General features: G+C 68.4%; 23 protein-coding genes. 10 read left to right on the forward strand and 13 right to left on the reverse strand.

What is annotated here, in order from left to right; genetic code table 11:
• Positions 1 to 24 precede the first annotated feature (24 nt).
• Together B0F77_RS02795 and B0F77_RS02800 are read right to left on the reverse strand one after the other, a co-directional pair.
• Complete coding sequence (locus tag B0F77_RS02795; protein ID WP_211293639.1) at positions 25 to 1,221, reverse strand: PI-PLC domain-containing protein; 1,197 nt, start codon at positions 1,219 to 1,221, stop codon at positions 25 to 27.
• 559 nt (positions 1,222 to 1,780) lie between these two features.
• Positions 1,781 to 1,984, reverse strand: coding sequence for a cold-shock protein (locus B0F77_RS02800; protein WP_086661159.1), 204 nt, complete (start codon positions 1,982 to 1,984; stop codon positions 1,781 to 1,783).
• 139 nt (positions 1,985 to 2,123) lie between these two features.
• On the opposite strand from B0F77_RS02800, the gene B0F77_RS02805 reads away from it, so the two are divergent.
• From B0F77_RS02805 to B0F77_RS02825, 5 genes are read left to right on the forward strand one after another with little or no spacing between them, the layout of a single operon-like run.
• Positions 2,124 to 3,224: an acyl-CoA dehydrogenase family protein gene (locus B0F77_RS02805; protein WP_086661160.1), complete on the forward strand. Its 1,101-nt coding sequence runs from the start codon at positions 2,124 to 2,126 to the stop codon at positions 3,222 to 3,224.
• Positions 3,224 to 4,225, forward strand: a complete 1,002-nt coding sequence (locus B0F77_RS02810; RefSeq protein ID WP_086661161.1) for a s-methyl-5-thioribose-1-phosphate isomerase — start codon at positions 3,224 to 3,226, stop codon at positions 4,223 to 4,225. Before B0F77_RS02805 ends, B0F77_RS02810 begins: the two co-directional genes overlap by 1 nt.
• A complete protein-coding gene (gene mtnC, locus B0F77_RS02815; RefSeq protein ID WP_086661162.1) occupies positions 4,222 to 4,878 on the forward strand; it encodes an acireductone synthase in 657 nt (218 codons plus the stop codon). The genes B0F77_RS02810 and mtnC overlap by 4 nt, the downstream gene beginning before the upstream one ends.
• Positions 4,875 to 5,471, forward strand: a complete 597-nt coding sequence (gene mtnB / locus B0F77_RS02820; RefSeq protein ID WP_281252465.1) for a methylthioribulose 1-phosphate dehydratase — start codon at positions 4,875 to 4,877, stop codon at positions 5,469 to 5,471. Before mtnC ends, mtnB begins: the two co-directional genes overlap by 4 nt.
• Positions 5,468 to 6,031, forward strand: coding sequence for a 1,2-dihydroxy-3-keto-5-methylthiopentene dioxygenase (locus B0F77_RS02825; RefSeq protein WP_086661164.1), 564 nt, complete (start codon positions 5,468 to 5,470; stop codon positions 6,029 to 6,031). The genes mtnB and B0F77_RS02825 overlap by 4 nt, the downstream gene beginning before the upstream one ends.
• A 15-nt stretch (positions 6,032 to 6,046) precedes the next feature.
• On the opposite strand, the gene B0F77_RS02830 is transcribed toward B0F77_RS02825, so the two are convergent.
• From B0F77_RS02830 to B0F77_RS02840, 3 genes are all read right to left on the reverse strand, one after another.
• Positions 6,047 to 8,218, reverse strand: coding sequence for an ATP-binding protein (locus tag B0F77_RS02830; protein ID WP_143466536.1), 2,172 nt, complete (start codon positions 8,216 to 8,218; stop codon positions 6,047 to 6,049).
• Between the two features lie 34 nt (positions 8,219 to 8,252).
• Positions 8,253 to 8,927 (reverse strand): hypothetical protein, encoded by a 675-nt coding sequence (locus B0F77_RS02835; protein ID WP_086661166.1) that lies wholly within the window; start codon positions 8,925 to 8,927, stop codon positions 8,253 to 8,255.
• A 93-nt stretch (positions 8,928 to 9,020) separates the two neighbouring features.
• Positions 9,021 to 9,707 (reverse strand): Crp/Fnr family transcriptional regulator, encoded by a 687-nt coding sequence (locus B0F77_RS02840; protein ID WP_158102575.1) that lies wholly within the window; start codon positions 9,705 to 9,707, stop codon positions 9,021 to 9,023.
• 219 nt (positions 9,708 to 9,926) lie between these two features.
• Here B0F77_RS02840 and B0F77_RS02845 point away from each other — a divergent pair, with 219 nt between their 5' ends.
• Both B0F77_RS02845 and B0F77_RS02850 read left to right on the forward strand, forming a co-directional pair.
• Positions 9,927 to 10,874 carry an asparaginase gene (locus B0F77_RS02845; protein WP_086661168.1) on the forward strand — a complete coding sequence of 316 codons (948 nt, stop codon included), beginning with the start codon at positions 9,927 to 9,929 and terminating at the stop codon, positions 10,872 to 10,874.
• A 51-nt stretch (positions 10,875 to 10,925) separates the two neighbouring features.
• Entirely contained in the window at positions 10,926 to 12,125 is a 1,200-nt protein-coding gene (locus tag B0F77_RS02850; protein WP_245847787.1) for an MFS transporter, read from the forward strand.
• Here B0F77_RS02850 and B0F77_RS02855 read toward each other — a convergent pair.
• A complete protein-coding gene (locus tag B0F77_RS02855) occupies positions 12,115 to 13,032 on the reverse strand; it encodes an NAD(P)H-binding protein (protein WP_245847788.1) in 918 nt (305 codons plus the stop codon). The two genes, B0F77_RS02850 and B0F77_RS02855, sit on opposite strands and share 11 nt — an antisense overlap.
• A gap of 6 nt (positions 13,033 to 13,038) precedes the next feature.
• Between B0F77_RS02855 and B0F77_RS02860 the strand changes: the two genes are divergently transcribed.
• The 3 genes from B0F77_RS02860 to B0F77_RS02870 are packed head-to-tail and all read left to right on the forward strand — an operon-like array spanning position 13,039 to position 14,999.
• On the forward strand, positions 13,039 to 14,052 hold the full coding sequence (locus B0F77_RS02860; RefSeq protein WP_086661169.1) for a helix-turn-helix transcriptional regulator: 1,014 nt from the start codon (positions 13,039 to 13,041) through the stop codon (positions 14,050 to 14,052).
• On the forward strand, positions 14,006 to 14,851 hold the full coding sequence (locus tag B0F77_RS02865; protein ID WP_143466538.1) for a helix-turn-helix domain-containing protein: 846 nt from the start codon (positions 14,006 to 14,008) through the stop codon (positions 14,849 to 14,851). Before B0F77_RS02860 ends, B0F77_RS02865 begins: the two co-directional genes overlap by 47 nt.
• Entirely contained in the window at positions 14,826 to 14,999 is a 174-nt protein-coding gene (locus tag B0F77_RS02870; protein WP_086661171.1) for a DUF397 domain-containing protein, read from the forward strand. Before B0F77_RS02865 ends, B0F77_RS02870 begins: the two co-directional genes overlap by 26 nt.
• On the opposite strand, the gene B0F77_RS02875 is transcribed toward B0F77_RS02870, so the two are convergent.
• The 7 genes from B0F77_RS02875 to B0F77_RS02905 all read right to left on the reverse strand — a co-directional run bounded on the left by B0F77_RS02875 (position 14,986) and on the right by B0F77_RS02905 (position 21,185).
• Positions 14,986 to 15,531 (reverse strand): radical SAM family protein, encoded by a 546-nt coding sequence (locus tag B0F77_RS02875; RefSeq protein ID WP_086661172.1) that lies wholly within the window; start codon positions 15,529 to 15,531, stop codon positions 14,986 to 14,988. The two genes, B0F77_RS02870 and B0F77_RS02875, sit on opposite strands and share 14 nt — an antisense overlap.
• Before the next feature lie 73 nt (positions 15,532 to 15,604).
• On the reverse strand, positions 15,605 to 16,249 hold the full coding sequence (locus B0F77_RS02880) for a response regulator transcription factor (protein WP_086661173.1): 645 nt from the start codon (positions 16,247 to 16,249) through the stop codon (positions 15,605 to 15,607).
• On the reverse strand, positions 16,246 to 18,057 hold the full coding sequence (locus tag B0F77_RS49615; protein WP_086661174.1) for a sensor histidine kinase: 1,812 nt from the start codon (positions 18,055 to 18,057) through the stop codon (positions 16,246 to 16,248). The genes B0F77_RS02880 and B0F77_RS49615 overlap by 4 nt, the downstream gene beginning before the upstream one ends.
• Before the next feature lie 41 nt (positions 18,058 to 18,098).
• Positions 18,099 to 18,323: a hypothetical protein gene (locus tag B0F77_RS02890; RefSeq protein ID WP_143466539.1), complete on the reverse strand. Its 225-nt coding sequence runs from the start codon at positions 18,321 to 18,323 to the stop codon at positions 18,099 to 18,101.
• A 119-nt stretch (positions 18,324 to 18,442) separates the two neighbouring features.
• Positions 18,443 to 19,432, reverse strand: coding sequence for a zinc-dependent alcohol dehydrogenase family protein (locus B0F77_RS02895; protein ID WP_086661176.1), 990 nt, complete (start codon positions 19,430 to 19,432; stop codon positions 18,443 to 18,445).
• The gene (locus B0F77_RS02900; RefSeq protein WP_086661177.1) at positions 19,429 to 20,244 is read right to left on the reverse strand and encodes a carbohydrate ABC transporter permease; all 816 of its coding nucleotides are present in this window, start codon (positions 20,242 to 20,244) and stop codon (positions 19,429 to 19,431) included. The genes B0F77_RS02895 and B0F77_RS02900 overlap by 4 nt, the downstream gene beginning before the upstream one ends.
• On the reverse strand, positions 20,241 to 21,185 hold the full coding sequence (locus tag B0F77_RS02905; RefSeq protein ID WP_086661178.1) for a carbohydrate ABC transporter permease: 945 nt from the start codon (positions 21,183 to 21,185) through the stop codon (positions 20,241 to 20,243). The genes B0F77_RS02900 and B0F77_RS02905 overlap by 4 nt, the downstream gene beginning before the upstream one ends.
• Position 21,186: the final 1 nt, after the last annotated feature.

The following is a 21,186-nucleotide window of genomic DNA, read 5'->3' on the forward strand; positions in this document are numbered from 1 at the left end:
AGCGTACAACTCCCACGATTTGGGCTACGGCCCATATACGTATGCGTTGAGCTGCTGCACCGCCTGAGCCGCGTTGCCCAGGTGGTAGAGGTCGACCGCCAGGAAGTTCGGCTTCTTCCTGGCCGCCGGCTGGCAGAACTGCTGGGCCCGGTTCCCGAGCTTGCCGTTGTCCGTGGTGGCGGTGCTCGTGAACGGAACATCGCGGAAGTGGTTCATGACGAACAACGGCTGGAACGCGCCCGTCGCCGTGAGTGGTTTTTCATCCCATCGGCTGTAGCAGGACCAGTCCGAGGTGCCCAGGCCCGAGCCCATCGACCAGTAGTTCTCGACGGTCCAGTCCCGCTGGTAGAGCACGCCGCTGTCCTCGCGCCCGTCCTTGCCGTGATCGGTGAAGATGATCAACCGCTTGTTCGCGGCCTGCATCTGGCTGCGCGTGGGCCACCCGTTCTGCGGCACGCCGTCAGCCCGGTACAGGACATCGCTCAGCCCCTGCACCCTGCGGAGTTCGGCGCGCAGGACGTCCGCCGACACGTAGTCCTCCAGGAAGACCGTGATGATCTCGCTGCGGTTGGCGCGCAGGAAGTCCACGATCCGCTGGATGTCGACGTTGAGCGCCACCGGCTTGCTCACCAGCGTGCAGCTGTTGTGGCAGAGGATCGCGCCGTCCGGGGTCTGGTGGATGTCCAGCATGAAGCCCCGCACGCCGTCGTTCAGCTGCTGAACGATGCCGCGCGTCTGGTTCTTGGCGAGGTTGACGAACGGCGGCGCGAACCCGCCGTCGACCCCGTTCGCGTACGCGTTGTGGGCCGTCAGGAACGTCATCTGGTCGAGCCTCGGATCAGCCGGCATCGGCTCGGTCCGGGCCTGCACGGGCGTCAGGTACCAGCGGGACTCGCCGTTGAGGCTGAAGAATTCCCATTGATCACCGAACTGACGCGGCTCGTGAACCGTATCCCCCTGTGCACACGAACCCATGGTGAGCTGACGGGTGATGCACTGACCCGGCGAGTCGGTGTTCTCGAACCTCCCGTCGCTCAGTCGCCATTGCTGGTGGTCTTCGTTGCCCTTCGGGCGGTTCAGGGCGAGTCCACCGCCGCTCTGCGCGACGTTGAGGCCGGTCCGGACGCTGGTGATGTAGTACGTGCCCGACGGAGCCGCGTGCGCGGCGGTGGGCACCAGGGGAAGTAGCAGCAGGGCTGCGACAGCAGGGAGGTATCGCACGGTGACCAGAGTCACCCACCCGAGTGAAACATGAAACGGCCTCGACCGTTTGGACGTTTAACACAGTGGGTATCTCCAGTGCTCGAAGAGCCTCTTGAAGTGCAGGACAACTCCACGGCAGCCGTCGCCCAGCCGAAGGGCTCGGGCCGGTTCTGAGCGCCGCCTTCACAAGCCGCGCAGGGTTCGACTCCCTCGGTTGCCACTCGCTTCAGACGTCCGTTCCCGCGGCGTCGAGTGCGGGCGCCGCGGTCCACGGACTGCGGCGCCCGCTTCGTTTCCTGGCGCGGTCTTGCTTCCCGGCCGCTGGTTTTCTCATCGCGCCCGCTGCTGATGGCGTCTGCAAGTACTACCAACCCAAGATCATCGAGCGCTTTGCTACTACCAACTGCCTCGTGCTTGCCACGCGCCCAGCATGGAGACCGGGCGAGTTGGGTGTAGTTGGAGGCGATTCGATCAAGAGTTGGTAGTACTTGCAGACGCCCGTGGTCGCCACCAGGTCCGTCCGGGCGCGGAAACGGCCCACCCGGTAAGACCGAGCGGGCCGTTCGACGAGAGAAAATCAGAGGGCGCGGACAGCCTGCGCCTGTGGTCCCTTCTGACCCTGGCCGATCTCGAACTCCACGCGCTGCTGCTCTTCCAGCGACTTGAAGCCGTTGCCCTCGATCTGCGAGTAGTGGACGAACACGTCCGGACCGCCGCCGTCCTGCGCGATGAATCCGAAGCCCTTCTCGCCGTTGAACCACTTCACGGTGCCCTGCGCCATACGAATTGCTCCCTAAGTTTCAGCCCCCGTCGCGCGGGGGTGCGCGGGCAGTCTGCCAGTGGACGACCTCTCTCACATCGTGGTTAGCCCGGTGGTGTGAAGAAGTAAGTTGGACCGGGTACCACCGAGAGGAGCAGGGATGACGAACTGGCTGGACGTCGCGCACGAAGTGGCGGCGACGCTCAGGTCCGACGCGGCGGACCGGGACCGGGCCAACCAGCCACCCGCCAAAGAGGTGGAACTGCTCCGTCAGAGCGGCCTGCTGAACGTCAGCGACTGGGACGTGCAGCAGAAGGTCACGCGGATCGTCGGGGCCGCCGACGCCAACGTCGGGCACCTCCTCGGGTACCACTACCTGCAGATCTGGCGCAGCGGGCTCTTCGACGTCCCGTTCCGCCAGGCCCCCGACCAGTTCTGGGCCGGCGTCAGCAACCCGCTCGACGCGGCCCTCGAACTGTCGCCGACCGACACCGGGTTCGTCCTCAACGGACGCAAGACCTTCGCCACCGGCGCCTCCCAGGCCGACCGGATCGTGGTCAGCGCCACTCGTACCGACAACGGCGAGAAGCTCACCTTCCTGCTCGACGGCAAAGCGACGGGAATCACCTACCTGGACGACTGGGACAACATCGGGCAGCGCCTCACCGCGTCCGGTGGCGTGCAGTTCGAGAACGTCGAGGTGACCGAGATCCTCGGCGTCCAGCCGGCGAACGAGGACCCGCGGCTCAGCCTCGCCGCGATCGGTTTCCAGCTCGTGCTGGCCCAGCTCTACGTCGCCCTCGCGGAAGGCGCGCTGCACGAGGCAGCCGACTACACCCGCACGAAGACCCGCCCGTGGTTCGTCAGCGGTGTCGAGCAGGCCATCGAGGACCCGTACATCGTCGCCGCGTACGGCGAGATGGTCGCGCAGACCAGGGCAGCCGGGTTGCTCACCGACGAAGCGGCGCGGCAGCTCCACGAAGCGAGTGAACTCGGCAGGCACCTCACCCCGGCCAGGCGCGGCGAGGTCGCCGTCACCATCTCCGCGGCCAAGGTCGTCAGCACCAAGCTCGTCAACGAGGTCACCAGCCGCATCTTCGAGCAGGTCGGCGCGCGCGGAACGGCCGCCAAGTACGGCGTGGACCGCTTCTGGCGCAACGCCCGCACGCTCACGCTGCACGACCCGGTCGTCTACAAGGCCCGCGAGGTCGGCGAGCACTTCCTGACCGGCGCGCGCCCCGCCTACACCGGGTACAGCTGATGCAGCCGGTGCTCGCCGACTCGGTGCGGCTCACCGACGAGGGCGTGTTGATCCTCGATCGCCGCCAGTTCCCGTTCGAACGCGACTGGGTGCTGTGCCGGACGGCCGAGGACGTCGCGCAGGCCGTCGAGGACATGGTCACCCAGTCCTCCGGCCCGTACTTCGCGGTCCTCTACGGCATGGTGCTCAAAGCGCGAACCCTTGAGCACCAACCGTTCGAGCGCGCCCGCGAAGAGCTCGCCCGTACCGCGAGCCTGCTCGAGAACACCCGGCGCACCAACAACGCCCTGCGCAAGGCGACCAAGATCGTCCTGGACGCGGTCGACGAGGCCCAGGACATCAGCAAGGCACTCGCGGGAGCCGAAGAGGGCGACCGCCGGTACCGCGCCAAGAGCCAGGCGCTCGGCGAGCACACGGCGAACCTGCTGCCGGACAACGCCACGGTCCTGACCCACTGCTGGGCCGACCTCTACCTGACGGAAACGGTCCTGGCGGCCCAGAAGCAGGGCAAGACACTGCGCTTCTTCTGCACCGAGACCAGGCCCTACCTGCAGGGAGCCCGGCTCACCGCGGAGACGTTGATCGAGATGGGCGTCGACACGACGCTCATCACGGACGGCATGGGCGCCGCCGTCCTGCAAAGCGGCGAGATCGACGCATTGGTCACGGCGGCCGATCGGGTCACCATGGACGGGCACGTCGTCAACAAGGTCGGCACACTGGGGTTGGCCGTGGCCGCGCACGCGTTCGGCGTACCGTTCCACGCCCAGGTGCAGGCACCCGATCTGCAGGCGCCGACCACGGAGCACGTGGAGATCGAGTACCGCGACGGCGCCGAAGTGCTGCAGGTGCTGGGCAGACCGAGCGCCACGCCGAGGGTGAAGGGGCTGTACCCGGCGTTCGACGTGACGCCGCCGCGATTCGTGACGGACGTGGTGACGGACCGGGGTGTCTACGGCGCCGGGGAGCTGGACAAGTACTACGAGGGAGAACAGCGGTGAGCAAGTGGGTCGTGCTCGACATCGAGGGCACGCTGAGCGCGACGGACCAGGTGCTGGTCGTCCTGTACGACTACGCCCGCCCCCGGCTCGGCCCGTGGATCGAGCAGCACGGTGACGACCCGGTCGTCGCCGACGCCGTGCGGCAGATCAAGGAACTGAGCGGCCACGACGACGTTGTCAAGGCGCTGCACGACTGGATGGACGTCGACCAGAAGGTCACGCCCCTCAAGACGTTGCAGGGCCTCATCTGGCAGCAGGGCTACGCGCAGGGCGATCTCGTCGCGGAGTTCTTCCCGGACGTCGTCCCCGCGATCCGCAAGTGGCACGACGACGGCGTGAAGCTCGCGATCTTCTCGAGCGGCTCGGTCGCGGGCCAGATCGCGTTCTTCCAGCACACCACCGACGGCGACCTGACCCCGTTGCTGGAGCACCACTTCGACACGGTCAACGCCGGCCCGAAGCGCGAAGCCGCGTCGTACCACAAGATCGCGGAGACGCTGCGGTCCGACGACATCACCTTCTACAGCGATGTCCCGGCCGAGCTGCACGCCGCGCAGGAAGCGGGCTGGAAGACCGTCGGCGTCGCGCGCGCCGGTGAGCCGTACGGCAACGCCGACTTCACGCCCCACCCGACGGTCTGGGAACTCTCGTGACGGCAGAGCTCGCCCGCGAGTGCGTCCGGTTCGCGCAGATGGGCTGGATGCGCGGCACGAGCGGCAACCTCTCCGTTGTCCTGCAACGGGATCCGCTGCGCCTCGCGGTCACGGTCAGCGGCGTCGACAAGGGCGAGATCACCGCTGAGGACAGCGTGGTCGTCGACGCCGACGGCAACGCCGTGGACAGCGACAAGATTCCGTCCGCCGAAGCCGGTCTGCACGCCAGGATCGCGCGCGTGGCCGGCGCGGGAGCGGTCGTGCACGTCCACGCGCTGGCAACGGTCGTCGCGGCCGAGCACTGGCCGGACGGCGTGGTGCTCAAGGACCTGGAGATGCTCAAGGGTTTCGGCCGCCACGACCACGAGGAGGTCGTGATCCCGGTCGTCCGGAACTCGCAGGACATGCTCGAACTGGGCGACGCCTTCGAGAAGGGCTTCGACCCGAAGGTGCCGGCGCTGCTCGTCGCACGGCACGGCGTGTACGTGTGGGGCGACGACCTCGTGCAGGCCCGGCACCGCCTGGAATGCCTGGAGTGGTTGCTGCGCTTCAAGGTGGAGACGCGAGACATCTTTACGGGGAGGCACTCATGACGCTGCTGACGGTGTGGCCGGACTCCGGCCCCGACGAGGTCCTCGTCCGCACGACCGACCCCGAGGAGATCGCCACCGAGCTCAAGGAGCACGGCGTGCGGTTCCACCGGTGGTCCGTTGTGGACGGTGTCACCGCCGAGAACGCCTTGCAGGTCTACGAATCCGACGTCGCCCGCGTCAGCGAGACGGAGGGCTACACCTATGTCGACGCGATGGAGATGACCCCGGCGGACACCGACGAGTACCGCGCGAAGGCCGTCGAGTTCCGCGACAAGTTCCTCGCCGAGCACACCCACGACGACGACGAGGACCGCTACTTCGCCCGTGGTTCAGGCGTTTTCTACCTGCACATCGGTGACAGGGTGTACGCGGTGTTCTGCACCGCCGGCGACCTGCTGAGCGTGCCGGCGAACACCACGCACTGGTTCGACATGGGCACCACGCCGGACTACGTGTCGATCCGCTTCTTCCACGACGACGACGGCTGGATCGGCAACTTCACCGGCAGCGACATCGCCACGAAGTTCCCGACCTACGACGAGATCAGCGCAGGGGTGTGAAAGGTCGCGGTGCCCCTAGCTCGCCCTGCGCATGTGAAGCGTGCGGCAACCGGCGGTGCACTTGGAGCCCTCCGGCGAGGACAGGGTGGTCGGCGTCCAGGTGAGGGTCTTGCCGTCGGCGGACGCCTTGAGGCTGAGCCTGCCCTGGCCGATGACGGCGCCACACGAGTACCCCTCCTCGCGGATCGGGAAGGTGCCGGACGCGTAGGTGTCGGTGCCGGTCAACCGGACGTCGGCACCGCATTCACTGGGTGTCGAGTAGGAGCCCGTCCCGGACTTCCGCACCACGTAAGTATTGCCGTCGTCGGCGTTCCACGTGCCGACGATGCCGGTCTCGTCCTTCTGGTTCACCACGACCGTGACGATCGCCGCGATCACGACAAGCAGGAGGAGCGGCAGCAGGCCGGCCCCGGCGGCTGCCGTGCCGGCGGCGGCGGTGGCCCCGACCGTGGCGGCTGTTCCACTGGCGGTGGAGGCCGTGGCCTGCGCGGCCGATGACGTGCCAGACAGGCCTGAGGTGCCTGCGCTCGGGTCGATCGCACTCACGTCCACGTCGTGGGGGCCGGAGTCGGGGACTGGTGCCTGACTGATCGCGTCGGGCTGGAAGGAGACGTCCAGGTAGGACGGCTCCGGGAAGTCGTTGGTGCTCAGGCCGGGGATGTCGTCGAGCGCGCTCATGTGGTCGTCGATCTGACCGGGATCTCCCGGCGGCTCCGGTGCGGTGCCGAGGCCAGGTTCCCCGAGCGCCTCGGAGGAGTCCGGCGGTAGCGCCGTGCTGCCCGTGTGCGCCGCGGATTTCGCGAGCGCGATGGCGTAGGCGGCCAGGGCGGCGGCGATGACGCGCCTTCCGATCACCTTGGCCCGGAAGGACTCCTCGCGGGCGAAGTAGGCCTCGGCTTCCCGGTCGCCGGATCGGCGAGCGGCTGTCCAGCCACGGCCGAGGATCCGGCCCCACGAGTCGAACCGCAGCGAGCGGGACAGCGCGGGGGAGACGGCCCGGCCCAGTGCGACCGCGAGATCCGGTTGACCTGTCGTGGTGGCCAGTCCCGCCAGCCGTTCGAACACACGACTGTGCCGGGCGACGCGCGCGGGGTCGGTTGCCGGGTCCGACGCCCACGACGTGAAGTACTGGCACAGCCAGTCGATGCGGACCACGGAGGTGCCGTGGTCGCGCATCGCCGGGATGACACCGGGGGCGCAGTGGTAGCCGTCCTCGCCCTGCACCGCCAGGCCCAGGCCGGTGAGCCGCACGCAGGCTTCGTCGGTGCCGGATTCTCCGGTCAGGTCACGGATGTGGTCGGGGGCGAGTTCGGCGTCTCCCAGTACCGCGAGCAGGGCCAGCACCGTCTTGGTCCGGTTGTCGAGGCCAGTGAGCAGCGACGGGATCAGGTGGGGCACGGCACCGGGTTGCGGGATCTCCGCACCGCCAGGCCCCGGACTCGCGGATCGGGCCAGCCCGGCGGCCCTCACGAGAAGAAGCGGGTTTCCGTCCGACGCCTGCCACAGCGCGGCCACGGCGGCCTGGTCGGTGTCCGTCAGCGAACGGCCGAGCGCCTCGGACATCAGCAGGGCCGCCGCGTCCTGGCCGAGCCCGCGCAGGTCGTGCACCGCCGAGTCCCCGAGCAGGGTCGCCTCCCGGCTGGCCAGGACGAAGGTCGCGTCCGGGATCAGGTCCGCGAGCCGGCGGAGTTGATCAGCCTCCAGATCGGCGTCGTCGAGATACACGGTGACCCGCACGCCGGTCATGAATCCGCGCAGGTCGGCGGTCGACGGCGCGTATCCCCAAGTCTCGTAACAGGCTTCGAAGATCTCCTGGGCGAGGTCGCCGGCTTCGTGGTGCGCACGGCTGACGAACACCGTCCCGTCGGGCCCGCCCGGAACGGTACGAGCGAGATGACGCAGCAGGGTGCTCTTGCCGACGCCTCCACGCCCGCACAACTGGACCAGCCCGCCCGCGGCGATGTCGGCGGCCAGGGCCGCGATCTCGGTGTCTCGGCCGATCGGGGCACGGGACTGCCTGGGCAGCACCGACACGGACTCCCGCCGTACCGGCTGGGGCCGTTCTTGCGCGGCTTCCAGCGTCACCGACCCGTGGCGGGCGTCGATGACGAGGTTGTGGTGCCCGGCGACAACGCTGGAGTAGGCGTGTCCCTGGATGTGGATGTCGAAGTTCCCGGTCTCGTTCACGTGCCCCCCGATCTCTGTGACCAAGACATGGCCGCTACAACAGACGAAGCCAACCCCTGCCCGTGGTTTCCTTGACGCTCAACGGGATTTGCCGGTAATCGGCTGGTCCGACGCGGCTGTAACCCTGGTCGACCACCTGCATGGCGACATCGGAGAGAACCAGCGCAGCGCACGCGGCCGACGCCGCGAGAGCGTGTTTGGCGGGCGCCGCGTCGGTCAGCCGGGCCGCGTGCACCAACGGCGCACCCGACCACTGCGCGCCGATCCGGTCGACAAAGCCCGCGTGCACCGCGATCCGTAGGTCGATCCGATAGTCCGTGCCGGAGATCCGGTTGTGCTCACGCACCATGTGCACGACGGCCTCGACGAAGGTGTCGAGCGTGTCGACCATGGTGACCGGCTCGGGCAGCACCAGGAGCATGCCGTCGCCCCGGTCGAACATGTCGACCTCGCGGCCGAGTGCGGAAGCTCCCGCCGACATGGCTTCCGCCAGCACGCGCCGCAGGTGACGCTGCCCGGTGTTGTCGTGGCGGCCGGACCCCTGGACGTCGGCGGTCACGATGATCCGATGCACGGCGGACAGGTCGCCGGCCGGCGACTCCTGGTGGGAGCTGGTCGACCCGATGGTGATGTCGCGGCCCGCGGCCACCGGTCCGTGCGCGTTGCCGCCGATGGATACCGACGCGGTGAACTTCGGTCGTTCCCCCATGCTGGCCTTCCTCGTCCGACCGGGCCGGTGATCGCTCCTGGACCAGCGTCGCCGTGTGCGCGGCGGCGTTCTACGACATATGGCTCACAACGGCTAAATCTCGGTAGTTCCGCCCGCCAACGCCATGAGCAGGCCAGGTTCGGCGACCGTCAGACGCATGCGGCCGGTGGCCACCGCACCTCGTTCGCGCAGCACGGCCAATGACCGTGAGACCTGCCGCAGTGAGGCACCGAGATGGTTGGCGACGTCCTGCTGGGTCAGCGGGAGATCGATACCGATCCCATCCCCCGACCTGTCTCCGTGCGATTGCAGGAGGCGTAACAGATAACCGGCGATCCGCCGGGTGACGTCGAGCGTCGCCATGTCCACCCGCACCCTGTCGGCCTCGCGCAGTCGCACAGCCATTCCGCGCGCCAGCGCCAGCCCGACACCAGGCTTCGTGGCGACCAGCTCGAGAAACGTCCCACCAGACACCTGCACGACGGCCACCCGGCCGATCGCCCGCACGTTCGCCCCGCGCGCCTCGCCGAGCAACACAGCCGATTCCCCTACGACGTCTCCGGGCCCGCGCAAGGCGATCAGCACCTCGTTCCCGTCCGCGCCCGCCGTCGTCACCCGGACCCAGCCCGCGACGACGATGTGGACGTAGTCCGGCGAATCCCCCTCCCGCACCAGCGCCGCGTCGACCCCGAACGCCCGCCGCACACCGCTGGCGAGCACCAAAGCGGCATCCTCGGCCGACAACATCGCCAGCAGCGAACCCCGGACCGCACCGTCCATCGCCACCCCGTTTCGAGCGCAACCGAAGTACCCACGGTAGCGAGATCGACACCATGAGCGACACGTCGAAAGCGCGGAGCCCCGCTTCCGCAACATCACCTACTGGCGCCAGTAACCCCCGCCCTCCGCCAACCAGCTGCCATGAACGGCGCTTTTGTGGACCTGGGGTCCACAAAAGCGCCGTTCATGGCAGCGACGGGTGACCCCTAAGGTGAGGGTATGAGCTCACAGGTGGCGGTGGCATCGCTCGGCGGCACGATCACGATGACGGGCGCCGGTGCGGTGTCACCGACCCTGGGTGCGAAAGACCTCGTCCAGGGACTCGAAGTGGGCGAGATCGCGACCCTGGCAACGATTCCGGGCGCCTCGCTCACGTTCACCACCCTGCTGGACGCCTTCGACTGGGCCGACAAACAGGTCTCCCAGGGCGCGCGGGGCGTCGTGATCATCCAGGGCACCGACACCCTCGAAGAGACCGCGTACCTCTTCGACTGCCTGTGGCCGCACGAGGAACCGGTCGTCGTCACCGGCGCGATGCGACACCCAGGACTCCCCGGCGCCGACGGCCCGGCCAACCTCGCCGCCGCCGTCGCCGTTGCCGCAGCACCGAACTCGCGCGGCCGCGGCGCGTTGCTCGTGTTGAACGACGAGATCCACGCCGCCCGCTGGGTCCGCAAGACGCACAGCAGCCTGCTGAACGCCTTCGAGTCGTTCCCCGGCCCGCTCGGCCTCCAGATCGAGGGCGCACCGCAGTACTTCCACCCCGCGCACCAGTTGCCCGCATTGCCACGACCCCAAGACGTGCCAACGGTTCCACTGATCGAGTCGACGCTGGACGACGACGGCGCACTCCTCGACTGGCTCAACGTGGGCGGAGTCGTCGTCGCGGCAACGGGCGCCGGACATGTCTCGGCCGGCATGGCCGAGGCGATCTCGCGCGCGCGGTTCCCGGTCGTGGTGGCGACACGGACCGGCGCGGGCACCACGTTCCGGAACACCTACGGCTTCACCGGGTCCGAATCGGACCTGATCCAGCGCGGCGTGGTGATGGCCGGATGGTTGTGCCCGCGCAAGGCACGTGTGCTGCTGCGGCTCGCTCTGGGCGCGCGACAGCCGATCGAGGATGTCTTCGCGAACCGGGGGAGCATTTCCAGCGACGGCCGGTGAGGTCCGAATCCCGCCAGCGATGCGGACCGGTGTCTCCAGACACTGGTCGACGTGAATGCTGATCAAGCCGAGAAGGCGCCGGCCGCAGCCGGGCTGCGTGGTCCGGTCGTGTTCTTCATGGCACTCGCCGCGGCCCTGGGGACGTCCACGCTGTACCCGTTGCAGCCGGCGATAGCGGACGTCGCGGAGTCGCTGGGCTCGCGGATCACCGCTGTCGGCGTCGCGCTGGCGTTCGGCCCGGCCGGGTACCTGGTGGGACTCGGCCTGCTGGTCCCGCTGGTCGACCGGTTCGCGCCGGCGCGGGTTCTCGCGGCGCAGTTCGGCGTGCTGGCGGTGGTGCTGGCGGCTGGTAGCGCCGCCGGCGGTGTGGTGATGCTGGGAGCACTGACCGGTTTCGCCGGGGTCTGCTCGGCGGTGGGCGCAGGCCTCAGTTCGGTGGCGGGCCGGCTCGCACCGGCGAACAGGCGCGCGACGGTCCTGGGCGTCGTGACCGCCGGGATCTCGGCCGGAATCCTGGCCGGCCGGATCGCCGGCGGCTGGCTGGCCGACGAGATCGGCTGGCGCGCAACACTTCTGGTGTTCGCCGCGGCCTGTGCGGCCGTCGCAGCGGGGTGCCTGGTGCTGGTGCCGTCGGCGCGCAGCGGCACCGAACACCGGTACGGCACGACCCTGCGTTCCATTCCCGGCCTGTTCGTCCGGCACGCCGTGCTCCGGCTCGCGGCGACTCGCGGCGCTTTGTGGTTCTTCGCGTTCTGCACCATGTGGTCCGGGCTCGCGGTCGTCCTCTCCCAGCCGCCGTACTCGTACTCCGCTGAGCGGATCGGGCTCTACGCGCTTGCTGGCGTTTCGGGCGTGTTCGCGACCCAGGTCGCAGGTGTCTGGACCGACCGAGCAGGCGCCCGTCGCGTCGTGCTGGTGGGCCTGGCGATGGCCGGCGTGGCGGCGGTGGCCATCGGGTGGACGCTCACCAGCACCGCCGCCACCCTCGTGTGCCTGGTGGTCTTCGACGCCGGTCTGTTCGCCGCCCAGGTCGCGAACCAGAGCACCGTGCTCTCCATCGATCCCGCGGCACCGGCCCGCTTCAACAGCGCGTACATGATCGTCTACTTCGTCGGTGGCAGCCTCGGCACGGCTTTCGGCGCGGCAGCGGTCGAACATCTCGGCTGGCCTGCGACAGCCACGATCACCGCGGCGGCCGTCGGAGCCGCCGCGGTGATCAGTCTGAAGAGGACCGCGGAGCTCACCCGGTGAAGGCCGCGGCGTTGTCCCGCGCCCATTCCGCCAGCGTGCGGGCGGGCTTACCGGTCACCTGCTGCACGGTCGGCCGCACGACGTCGGGGGTGCCGACGGTGTCCGACCAGTAGTTGAGCAGCATCGAGATGATGTCGTCGCCGACGCCGTACGAACGCATCTCGGCGCGGAACTCGTCCGGCGTCGTCTCGGTGAAGCGCAGGTCACGACCGATGGCCGCGCCGATCGCGTTGAGCTGCTCGACCCTGGTCAACGCCTGCGGGCCGGTCATGGCGTAGTGCTGGCCGGCGTGTCCGGGCTCGGTCAGCGCGACCGCGGCGACGGCGGCGATGTCGGCCTCGTGGATCGGGGCCTGCGCGGAGGTCGGGTAGGGCCCGCTCACCCCTCCGGTGAAGCGGATCGGCTGAGCCCACGGCACCAGGTTTCCGGCGAACGTGCCGGGTCGCAGGATCGTCCAGGCCGCCCCGCTGTCGCGCACGGCGTCCTCGATCGCGCTGTGGTGCACCTGGCTCGCCGAGCCGCGATCACGTTCGTGCTCCAGCGCGGCGGCGAGCGACGAGAGCAGCACCAGGTGCGGCACTCCCGCGGCCGCCGCGGCCTTGACGAACCCGGCGACCTCGGCCGCGGGGAAGACGAACGCGCTGTCGACGCCCTCGAACAACCCCTCCGCGGGCGGCGCGGTCAGATCGCCCGCGATCAGCTCCACGCTCTCGGGAAGGTTCGCGCTCTCCGGAGAACGGGTCAGTGCCCGCACCCGGTGCCCGCCGGCGAGCAGCTGGTCGACGAGGTGGCGGCCGACGGTGCCGGTGGCGCCGGTGACGAGGACGGTCTTGGTGCTGTTCGTGTTCATGAGCACCAGGTTGGTCCACATCGCGGCAAGATCCTTGCCGCAATTCGAGTCCATCATGGAGCCATGACGAACCCGTCCTCCCGCCTGCTGGCACTGCTGACGCTGTTGCAGACCCGCTCGTCGTGGACCGGCGCGGAACTGGTCGACCGGCTGGCGGTCAGCCCTCGAACCGTGCGCTACGACGTGCAGAAGCTGCGTGACCTGGGGTATCCCGTCGAAGCGGTGCCCGGGGTGGCCGGTGGCTACCGGCTTCGTCCCGGCGCCGCGCTGCCTCCGTTGCAACTCGACGACGACGAGGCGGTGGCCATCGCCATCGCGTTGCGGATCGCGACCGGAAGCGGCAACACCGACCTCGGCGAAGCGGCGGGCACCGCCCTGGTGAAGCTCGAACAGGTGCTTCCGCGCCGGCTGCGCGGACGGGTCTCGGCCATGCGCGACTACACGGAGGCGACCGGATCGTCCGGCGGCGTCGACCCGGAAGTGCTGATCTTCCTCACCGGCGCGTGCCGCGACCACCGCCGGGTCCGCTTCGACTACGTGACCCGGGACAGCACGCCGAGTCGCCGCGAGGTGGAGCCGCACCGCGTCGTGCAGGTGGGACGCCGGTGGTACCTCATCGCCTTCGACCCCGCCCGCGACGACTGGCGGCAGTTCCGGCTCGACCGGATGAGCGTGAAACGCCCGGAGGGCGCCAGGTTCGTGCCGCGCGAAGCCCCGTCCGCGGCGGACGTGGTGCAGGGCATCGACTCCGTCTTCGCCCGCCACCGCGCCGTCGTCGTGGTCGACGCTCCAGCCGCCCAGATCACCGCGAAACTGCCGTCGACCGTGCCCGTGGAACTGGTGGACGAGCACCGCTGCCGCGTGCACGCCACCGCCGAGTCACCCAGCGCGCTCGCGCTCAACCTCCTGATGCTGGACGCGGACTTCACCCTTGAGCAGTCCTCACCCGAGTTGGACGCCGCGCTCGGGGCCGTTTTCACCCGAATGAGCCGCTGCCATGGATTGAATCCAAGCCCTAACGTCGAGGGGCATGACAGCGATCATTTCCACCCCGTACAGCCGGGATCTCGGCGATGAGCTGCGCCGCCTGAGGGAGTCGTGCACCCCGTTCCACGGCCGTGCGATGGCTGTCCAGCTCGGCTGGGACCCGAGCAAGGTGTCCGACATCGAACTGGGCAAGGTGCGGGCGAGCGAGGTCGATCTCGTGCAGTACCTGGCGACGTGCGGCAAGGACATCGACTTCGCCAACGAGTTCCGCAACCGCTACTACAACGCCTTCGACCTGTACTTCGCTCAGGTGACGGACAACGTGCGGACGCTCGCGATGGCAGAGGCAATGGCCACGAAGATCTTCTCCTATGACGTCCTGATCATGCACGGCCTGATGCAGACGGAGGACTACGCGCGGCAGCTGTTCGTCGACTCCCACATCGAAGCGCCCGAGGACATCGAGAGGCTCGTCCAGGTGCGCATGGAGCGACAAACGATCATGAGGCGGCCCAACCGGCCGGAATGCGTGTTCTACGTGCACGAGTTGGCCTTGCGACTGCCGCTGGGTGATGCGCGTCTTCGCGAAGACCAGTACCTGCGCCTTCTTTTCAACACCCACATCCTCCGGGTCGTACCCGCGAACGTCTGCGCCTTCCGCTCTCCGGCCACGCTGTACGAGTTCGGCAAGGCAGCCCCGGTGGTGTACAGCGAGTCCGAGACAGCTCAGGTGTGGGCGCAGGACAGCGTGGCCGTTGCGCGAGCCAAGAGGCTCTTTGAGCGACTGGATGCTGTCGCCCTGGATGCGGAACAATCGAAGCGCAAGCTGGCGGAATACGTCAGCGGACTTCGAGAGGATCCTCATGGCGGCGGAACGGACCTGGCGTAAGAGCAGTTACAGCAACGGCGGTACTGCAGAAAGCTGCGTGGAGGTGTCATTGGCCCAGGACGCGTTGGTTCGCGACACGAAGAACGCGAGCGGTGACGTACTCGCGTTCTCGACGACTGCCTGGCGTGCGCTGATCAACTCGCTCTGACGACCGAGGTGTTCGCGGTCTCGACCGTCACGCGCACGGTCTGAGGCGCGAGCGACTGCAGGTACTGCGCGTGGTCCGACCCGATCGTGTCGCCCAGCGCGATGAACGACAGGTTCGGCAGCTCGAACGCGGTGGTGGCGCAGAAGTCCTCCAGCCGGTCGAACCCGCGCCGGATGCCGGTGGCGTCTAGCCCGAACACGGCGGCCCGGTCGAGCTTGGCGGCACCGATGTCGAGCAGGTGCAACGCGTGCATGGCGTGCGTGAACGCCATCGCGCACACCTCGATGCGTGCGCAGGAGGCCAGCAGGGTCCGCACCATCGACGGGTGCAGCGACTTGCCGGACGTCCGGAGCACGACGTCGATGCCGGCGGCGCGGAACGCCTCGACGATCTCGAACAGGCCGGGCACGGTGAGAGGTTCCCCTCCGCCCAGCGTGACGGTCTCCGGGCGCATCGAGATGAGCGCCTGTGCGATGTGCAGCATTCGTTCGTGGCTGAGCCGCGCGTGTGCGACGTCCCAGGTGATGTCCATCTGGCCCCCTTCGGCGGATGACGCCGATCGAATCGGGGGAGCAGTCCCGCCGTCAGGTGACCGGTGTCCCGACTTAGCGGGGACTTCCGAGTCCCGCCTCACGGGCGCGCACGATGGCCTGCGCGCGGTCGGCCACCTGCAGCTTGGTGAAGATCGCGGACACCCGGTTGCGCACGGTCTTGCCGGACAACGAGAGCCGGTGCGCGATCGAGGTGTTGTCGAGCCCGGACGCCATCAGCTCCAGCACGTCCCGTTCCCGGTCGGTGAGCTGCGGGAACAGCACGGCCTTCGTGGACGAGATCGCGGTGAAGTAGCCCATCATCCGTTGCGCGATGGTGGCGCTGAAGATCGCCTCACCGGCCCCGATCGCCTGCACCGCACGCACGATCTCGTCGTCATCGGTCGTCTTGACCAGGTAACCCCGAGCGCCGGCCTTCATCGCCGCGAACACCAGCTCGTCGTCCTCGTGCATCGTCAGCACCAACACGCCCAACGACGGCAGCACGTCCAGGATCTGTTTGGCGGCCTCGACACCACCCAGGCCGGGCATGTGCAGATCCATCACGACGACGTCCGGTTCGAGGTCCAGCACGACCGACACCGCCGACAGCCCGTCCGCCGCCTCGCCGACGACCTCGAGCCCGTCCTCCCCGTCCAGCAACGCCTTCAGGCCGCGCCGGAACACCGGGTGGTCGTCCGCGATCACAACCCGCGTCACTGGGCCTCCAGAGGAATCCGCGCCACCACCCGAGTCCCGTGTGGTTCCGCGGGTCCTACTGTGCACGATCCACCCAGCTCGGCGCAGCGTTCTCGCATCGAGTCGAGCCCGACTCCCGGCCGCGCGTCCGCCGCGACCCCGCGCCCGTCGTCGACGATCTCCACCACCAGATCACCATCGGTCCGCACGCTGATCACGCACGTCGACGCCCCGGAATGCCGCGCGGTGTTGGTCAACGCCTCCGCGACGATCCGATAGGCCGCCACCTCGACCGCCGCCGACAGCCCGTCGAGCTGCTCGGCCTCCACCTGAACCCGCAGCTCACCGTTGAAGCGCGCCGCTTCGTCGCGTACGGCCAACGCCAGCCCCTGGTCGAGGATCGGCGGCCGCAACCCGTCCACGAGCCGGCGCACCTCACCGGCCGTCGAGTCGACATCGCCCAGCACCGGATCGAGCACATCGCCGAGCGACCGGCGCAATGCCCTGAGCTGCAACCGAATCCCGACCAACGCCGGCCCGACGCCGTCGTGCAGATCGCGCCGCAGCCGCAACCGTTCCTCTTCGCGCGCCCGCACGAGCCGTTCGCGCGCGAGCTGCAGATCGGCGGTCAGTTTGATCGACTGCGCGGCCGGCGCGGTCGACCGTGCGAGGTCCACGAGCAAACTCAGCTCACGGTCGCTCAACCGCTCATCGGGTGCACGCGGCTCGACGACGAGTTCGCCGACCAGAGAACCTCGATATGTCATGGGAAAACGCAGCAAAGGCCACCCGCGGCTGCGCCCGTGCTCGGCCAGCACCGATCCACCGCGAATCGCCACGTACGGCAGCTTCAACGACTCCGCCACGGTCTGAGCCACCGTCGGCAACACGTCCTGCGACCGTTCGAGCTTCTCGCTCAATGTCGACAAAGCGCCATAAGGATCCGAGCGCTCGCCGAACAGCCACCGGTCGAGCCTGCGCTGCACCCAGCTGCGAATCGGTGCGAACGCGAGCCCCGCCGCGACCACGCCGACCACCTCGGCGTCGTTCGCGAACAGCTCGCCCGCCCCGACCATCACGCCCAGGTAGACCAGCAGCAGCACGACAGTAAGAGACCCGTACAGCAACGACCGGTGAATCAGCAGGCTGATGTCGTACAACCCGTACCGCACGATCGCGATGACCGCGGCAGCCGGAAACGCCAGCACACCGATGATCCACGCGACGTGCCCGTCCGTGGTCTCCACCACGGTCGCCACGACCGCCAACGCCAACAACGCGACCGCCCACACGAGCAGACGGCGTTCATCACCTTCAGCGCGCCGCCACCGGATGAACAACGACACGACGGCCGCGATCACCGCGACCCCAGCCGCGAGCACGGCGACCAGCGTGATCGTCTTGGCGAGCCCGCCACCGGGCAGCTGCCAGAAGTCGGCCGGGTTGCCCCACGACGCCCAGGCGATCCCGATCGTGCCGGCGACAGCGCTGAACAACGACGCACCGATGGCGATCCACCAGCGGTTGCTCAGCGGCGTGCCGTTGGGGAAAACCAGTGCCACAGCGGGCAACAACGCGTAGGTGGGCCACCAGACCCACGCCTCGACCCAGCGCGCGGGGTGGTCGGCGGGCTGGCCCGCGACCGCGACGGCGACCGCGCCGAACACGCCCATCGCCAGCAGCAACCACCCGACGGCCGACCTGCGGACATGACCGATCACCCGCACCCCGAGCAGGGTGCAGGCGAACGCGACCAGCCAGTTCCGCGGATGCGAGACAGCGCCGGTGACCGCTGTGTGCACGACGGCGTAGAGCACACACGCGGCCACCAACGCGCCAATGACCCGAGCGAGGAGTACCTCGCCTCGGGTCAGTCGCTGAGCCAGTGCCACAGGTTGTGAAACGGCGAACCGGCGTCGAGCGTGGAGATACCTCCAGGCCAGCCCTGGAACGTCATGATCCGGTGCCGCAAATCCTCAACGGTCATCGGCTTGGCGGGTTCGTGGGCGTGGTCGAAATCGACGTCCCCAGGCGGCGCGTTCATCGCGCGCGCCTGAAGCTCCGCGTACCAGGCGAGGAGCTCTTCGTCGGACATGTGCGAAAAGTACGGCGGTACCACTTTCTGCCCGGACTTCGACATGTCTGGAAGGAGTCGTAGGCACTCGTCTGGATACACGAGTGCCCACGATCCTTTTCGGTCAGTTCAAGCGGAGATCACGGCAGGACCTGGATCTTGCGTCCCTTACCCGCCTTGAACTGGTCCAACGCCCCCGCGTAGTCGGCCAGCGGCACCCTGTCACTGATGAAGATCTCGGGATCGAGTACTCCGGTAGCGAAGAGATCCGCCGCCCGTTCGAACGAGTGCAGCACCGCCATCGAGCCGGTGATGGTGATCTCCTCGTTGTAGATCCGGTACGGCTCGATGGTCACGCGCGCCGAGTAGTCGGACACGCCGAACTGGAGGAACGTCCCGCCCTTCGCGACCCGGCCGATGCCGTCCTGGATGGCCTTCTCGTTGCCGGTGGCGTCGATGACGACGTCCCAGCCCCCCGGCCGGTCCAACTCGTCCGCCGACCCCGCCACCGCGCTGACGCCCAGTTTGCGAGCCGTCTCCAGCCGTTCCGCGTTGAGATCCACGACCTCGATCGACGACGCGCCCGTCAGCTTCCCGAGCTGCAACATCATCAGCCCCATGGTCCCGGAGCCGTAGATCAGCACCCGCGAGGCCATGGACGCCCGCAGCACGTCGTACCCGCGCACCGCGCACGACAGCGGTTCGATCAACGCCGCGTCCTCGGTCCGCACGTGGTCCGGCAACTTGACGCAGTTCGCCACCGGCGCCACCGCGTACTCGGCGGCGCCACCGGACGTGGTCACCCCGATGGCGGCCCAGCGCTCGCACAGGTTGTTCTTGCCCGCACGGCACATCCTGCACTCGTAGCAGTACAACGACGGGTCCACCGCGACCCGGTCGCCGACGGCGAGCTCGGTGACCCGCGACCCGATCTCCACAATCGTGCCGGCGAACTCGTGGCCCGGCACGACCGGCAGCGTCGGCGCGAACTCGCCCTGCAGGATGTGCAGATCGGTCCCGCAGAGCCCGCACGCGGCCACATCGACGACGACCTGACGCGGCCCGCACGAGGGATCGTCCACAGTGGTCACTTCGACGGACCCGACGCCGGTGATCACTGCTGCTTTCACTTGACTGCTCCCAACGAAAGGCCCTGGACCAACTTGTCCTGGGCGGCGAACCCGGCGATGAGCACCGGCAGAGAAACCACGACGGCCGCGGCGCAGACCTTGGCCAGGAACAGCCCCTGTGACGTCACGAACCCGGTCAGGTACACGGGCGCGGTACCGGCGACGACACCGGTCAGCACCCGCGCGAACAACAGCTCGTTCCAGCTGAAGATGAAGCAGATCAACGCCGTCGCCGCGATCCCGGGCATCGCGATCGGCGCCACCACCCGGCGCAGGATCGTGATCAGCCCGGCCCCGTCGATCGACGCCGCCTCGAGGATCTCGCGCGGCACCTCCGACAGGAACGACCGCATCAGCCACACCGCGATCGGCAGGTTCATCGAGCAGTACAGCAGCGTCAGGAACGAGATGTTGTCGAGCATCCCGGCGAACTGCGCGATCAGGTAGATCGGCAGCAGCGCCGCGACGACCGGCATCATCTTGGTGGACAGGAAGAAGAACAGGACGTCGGTCCACTTCTCGACCGGCTTGATCGACAACGCGTACGCGGCCGGGATCGCCAGCAGCAGCACGATGATCGTCGACCCGATGGACGCGCTGAACGAGTTGAGCAACGGCGGCCACGCGCCCCCGTCGAAGAACTCCGCGTACCCGTCCAGCGTCAGCGGTGCCGCCAGCGAAGGCGGGTTGGTGGCCGCGTCCGTCTCGCTGTGCAGCGAAGTCAGGAACATCCACGCCACCGGCGCGAAGAACACGAGGCCGCAGAACCAGGCCAGCACACCCATGACGCGGCCACCCAACGTCTGCTTCATCGCGCCTCCTCCCTGAACAGCGAGGACACCACGCGCAACGCGAACGTCGCGATGGCGATCGACCCGGCGACCACGATCACGCCGGCCGCGGACGCCTCGCCGTACTCGTGGGCCTGGTAGAAGGTCTGGTAGATCATGTACGGCAGGTTCGCCGTGCCCAGACCACCGGACGTGATCGTGAAGACCGCGTCGAAGTTCTGCACGATGTAGATCGACCCGAGCAACCCGCCGAGCTCCAGGTACTGCCGCAGGTGCGGGAACGTCAGGTACCGGAAGATCTGGAACGGTGACGCGCCGTCGATCCGGGCTGCCTCAACAGGTTCGACCGGCTTCGACTGCAGTCCCGCCAGCAGGATCAGCATCATGAACGGCGTCCACTGCCACACCAGCGACAACACGACAGCGCTCATCGGCATCGAGCTGATCCAGTCCGGCTGGGCCGAGAAGCCCAGCCAGTTCAGGATGCCGTTGAACAGGCCGTACTCCGGGTTGTAGAGCACGTGTTTCCAGATCAGTGCCGCCGCCACCGGAACCACCAGGAACGGCGCGATCAGCATCGTCCGGACGAACCCGCGGCCCCGGAACTTCTTGTCCAGCAACAACGCCAGCCCGAGACCCAGCACCAGGCTGATCAGCACCACGGACGCCGTCAGCACGATGGTGTTCACGATCGACGACCGCAGGTCCGGGTCGGTGAACACGTTGACGTAGTTGTCGAACCCGGCGAACCCGCGGTTGGTCGGGTCGAGCGAGTTCCACTTCATGAACGAGATGACCAGCGTCGCCACGAACGGCAGCTGCGTCACGACGATCAGGAAGATGAGCGCGGGCAGCAACGGCGCCCGCCTGGCCCACTTCGGGTACCTGGTGCGGGGGACGGGAGGCGGCCGGTCCACCACCGACCGCTCCTCTCCCTTCACCGAGGTGTCGAGGACAGCCATC

Source organism: Lentzea kentuckyensis, assembly GCF_002150765.1.
Classification (GTDB): domain Bacteria; phylum Actinomycetota; class Actinomycetes; order Mycobacteriales; family Pseudonocardiaceae; genus Lentzea; species Lentzea kentuckyensis.

What these genes read in the sequence shown, in the direction of transcription:
- B0F77_RS02870 (WP_086661171.1), top strand. Translation starts at nt 14,826, where the DNA reads ATGGCGGCGGAACGGACCTGGCGTAAGAGCAGTTACAGCAACGGCGGT.
- B0F77_RS02890 (WP_143466539.1), bottom strand. Translation starts at nt 18,323, where the DNA reads ATGTCCGACGAAGAGCTCCTCGCCTGGTACGCGGAGCTTCAGGCGCGC.
- B0F77_RS02865 (WP_143466538.1), top strand. Translation starts at nt 14,006, where the DNA reads ATGACAGCGATCATTTCCACCCCGTACAGCCGGGATCTCGGCGATGAG.
- B0F77_RS02805 (WP_086661160.1), top strand. Translation starts at nt 2,124, where the DNA reads ATGACGAACTGGCTGGACGTCGCGCACGAAGTGGCGGCGACGCTCAGG.
- B0F77_RS02900 (WP_086661177.1), bottom strand. Translation starts at nt 20,244, where the DNA reads ATGAAGCAGACGTTGGGTGGCCGCGTCATGGGTGTGCTGGCCTGGTTC.
- B0F77_RS02875 (WP_086661172.1), bottom strand. Translation starts at nt 15,531, where the DNA reads ATGGACATCACCTGGGACGTCGCACACGCGCGGCTCAGCCACGAACGA.
- B0F77_RS02840 (WP_158102575.1), bottom strand. Translation starts at nt 9,707, where the DNA reads ATGGACGGTGCGGTCCGGGGTTCGCTGCTGGCGATGTTGTCGGCCGAG.
- B0F77_RS02905 (WP_086661178.1), bottom strand. Translation starts at nt 21,185, where the DNA reads ATGGCTGTCCTCGACACCTCGGTGAAGGGAGAGGAGCGGTCGGTGGTG.
- B0F77_RS02860 (WP_086661169.1), top strand. Translation starts at nt 13,039, where the DNA reads ATGACGAACCCGTCCTCCCGCCTGCTGGCACTGCTGACGCTGTTGCAG.
- B0F77_RS02835 (WP_086661166.1), bottom strand. Translation starts at nt 8,927, where the DNA reads ATGGGGGAACGACCGAAGTTCACCGCGTCGGTATCCATCGGCGGCAAC.
- B0F77_RS02810 (WP_086661161.1), top strand. Translation starts at nt 3,224, where the DNA reads ATGCAGCCGGTGCTCGCCGACTCGGTGCGGCTCACCGACGAGGGCGTG.
- B0F77_RS02855 (WP_245847788.1), bottom strand. Translation starts at nt 13,032, where the DNA reads ATGATGGACTCGAATTGCGGCAAGGATCTTGCCGCGATGTGGACCAAC.
- B0F77_RS02825 (WP_086661164.1), top strand. Translation starts at nt 5,468, where the DNA reads ATGACGCTGCTGACGGTGTGGCCGGACTCCGGCCCCGACGAGGTCCTC.
- B0F77_RS02800 (WP_086661159.1), bottom strand. Translation starts at nt 1,984, where the DNA reads ATGGCGCAGGGCACCGTGAAGTGGTTCAACGGCGAGAAGGGCTTCGGA.
- B0F77_RS02845 (WP_086661168.1), top strand. Translation starts at nt 9,927, where the DNA reads ATGAGCTCACAGGTGGCGGTGGCATCGCTCGGCGGCACGATCACGATG.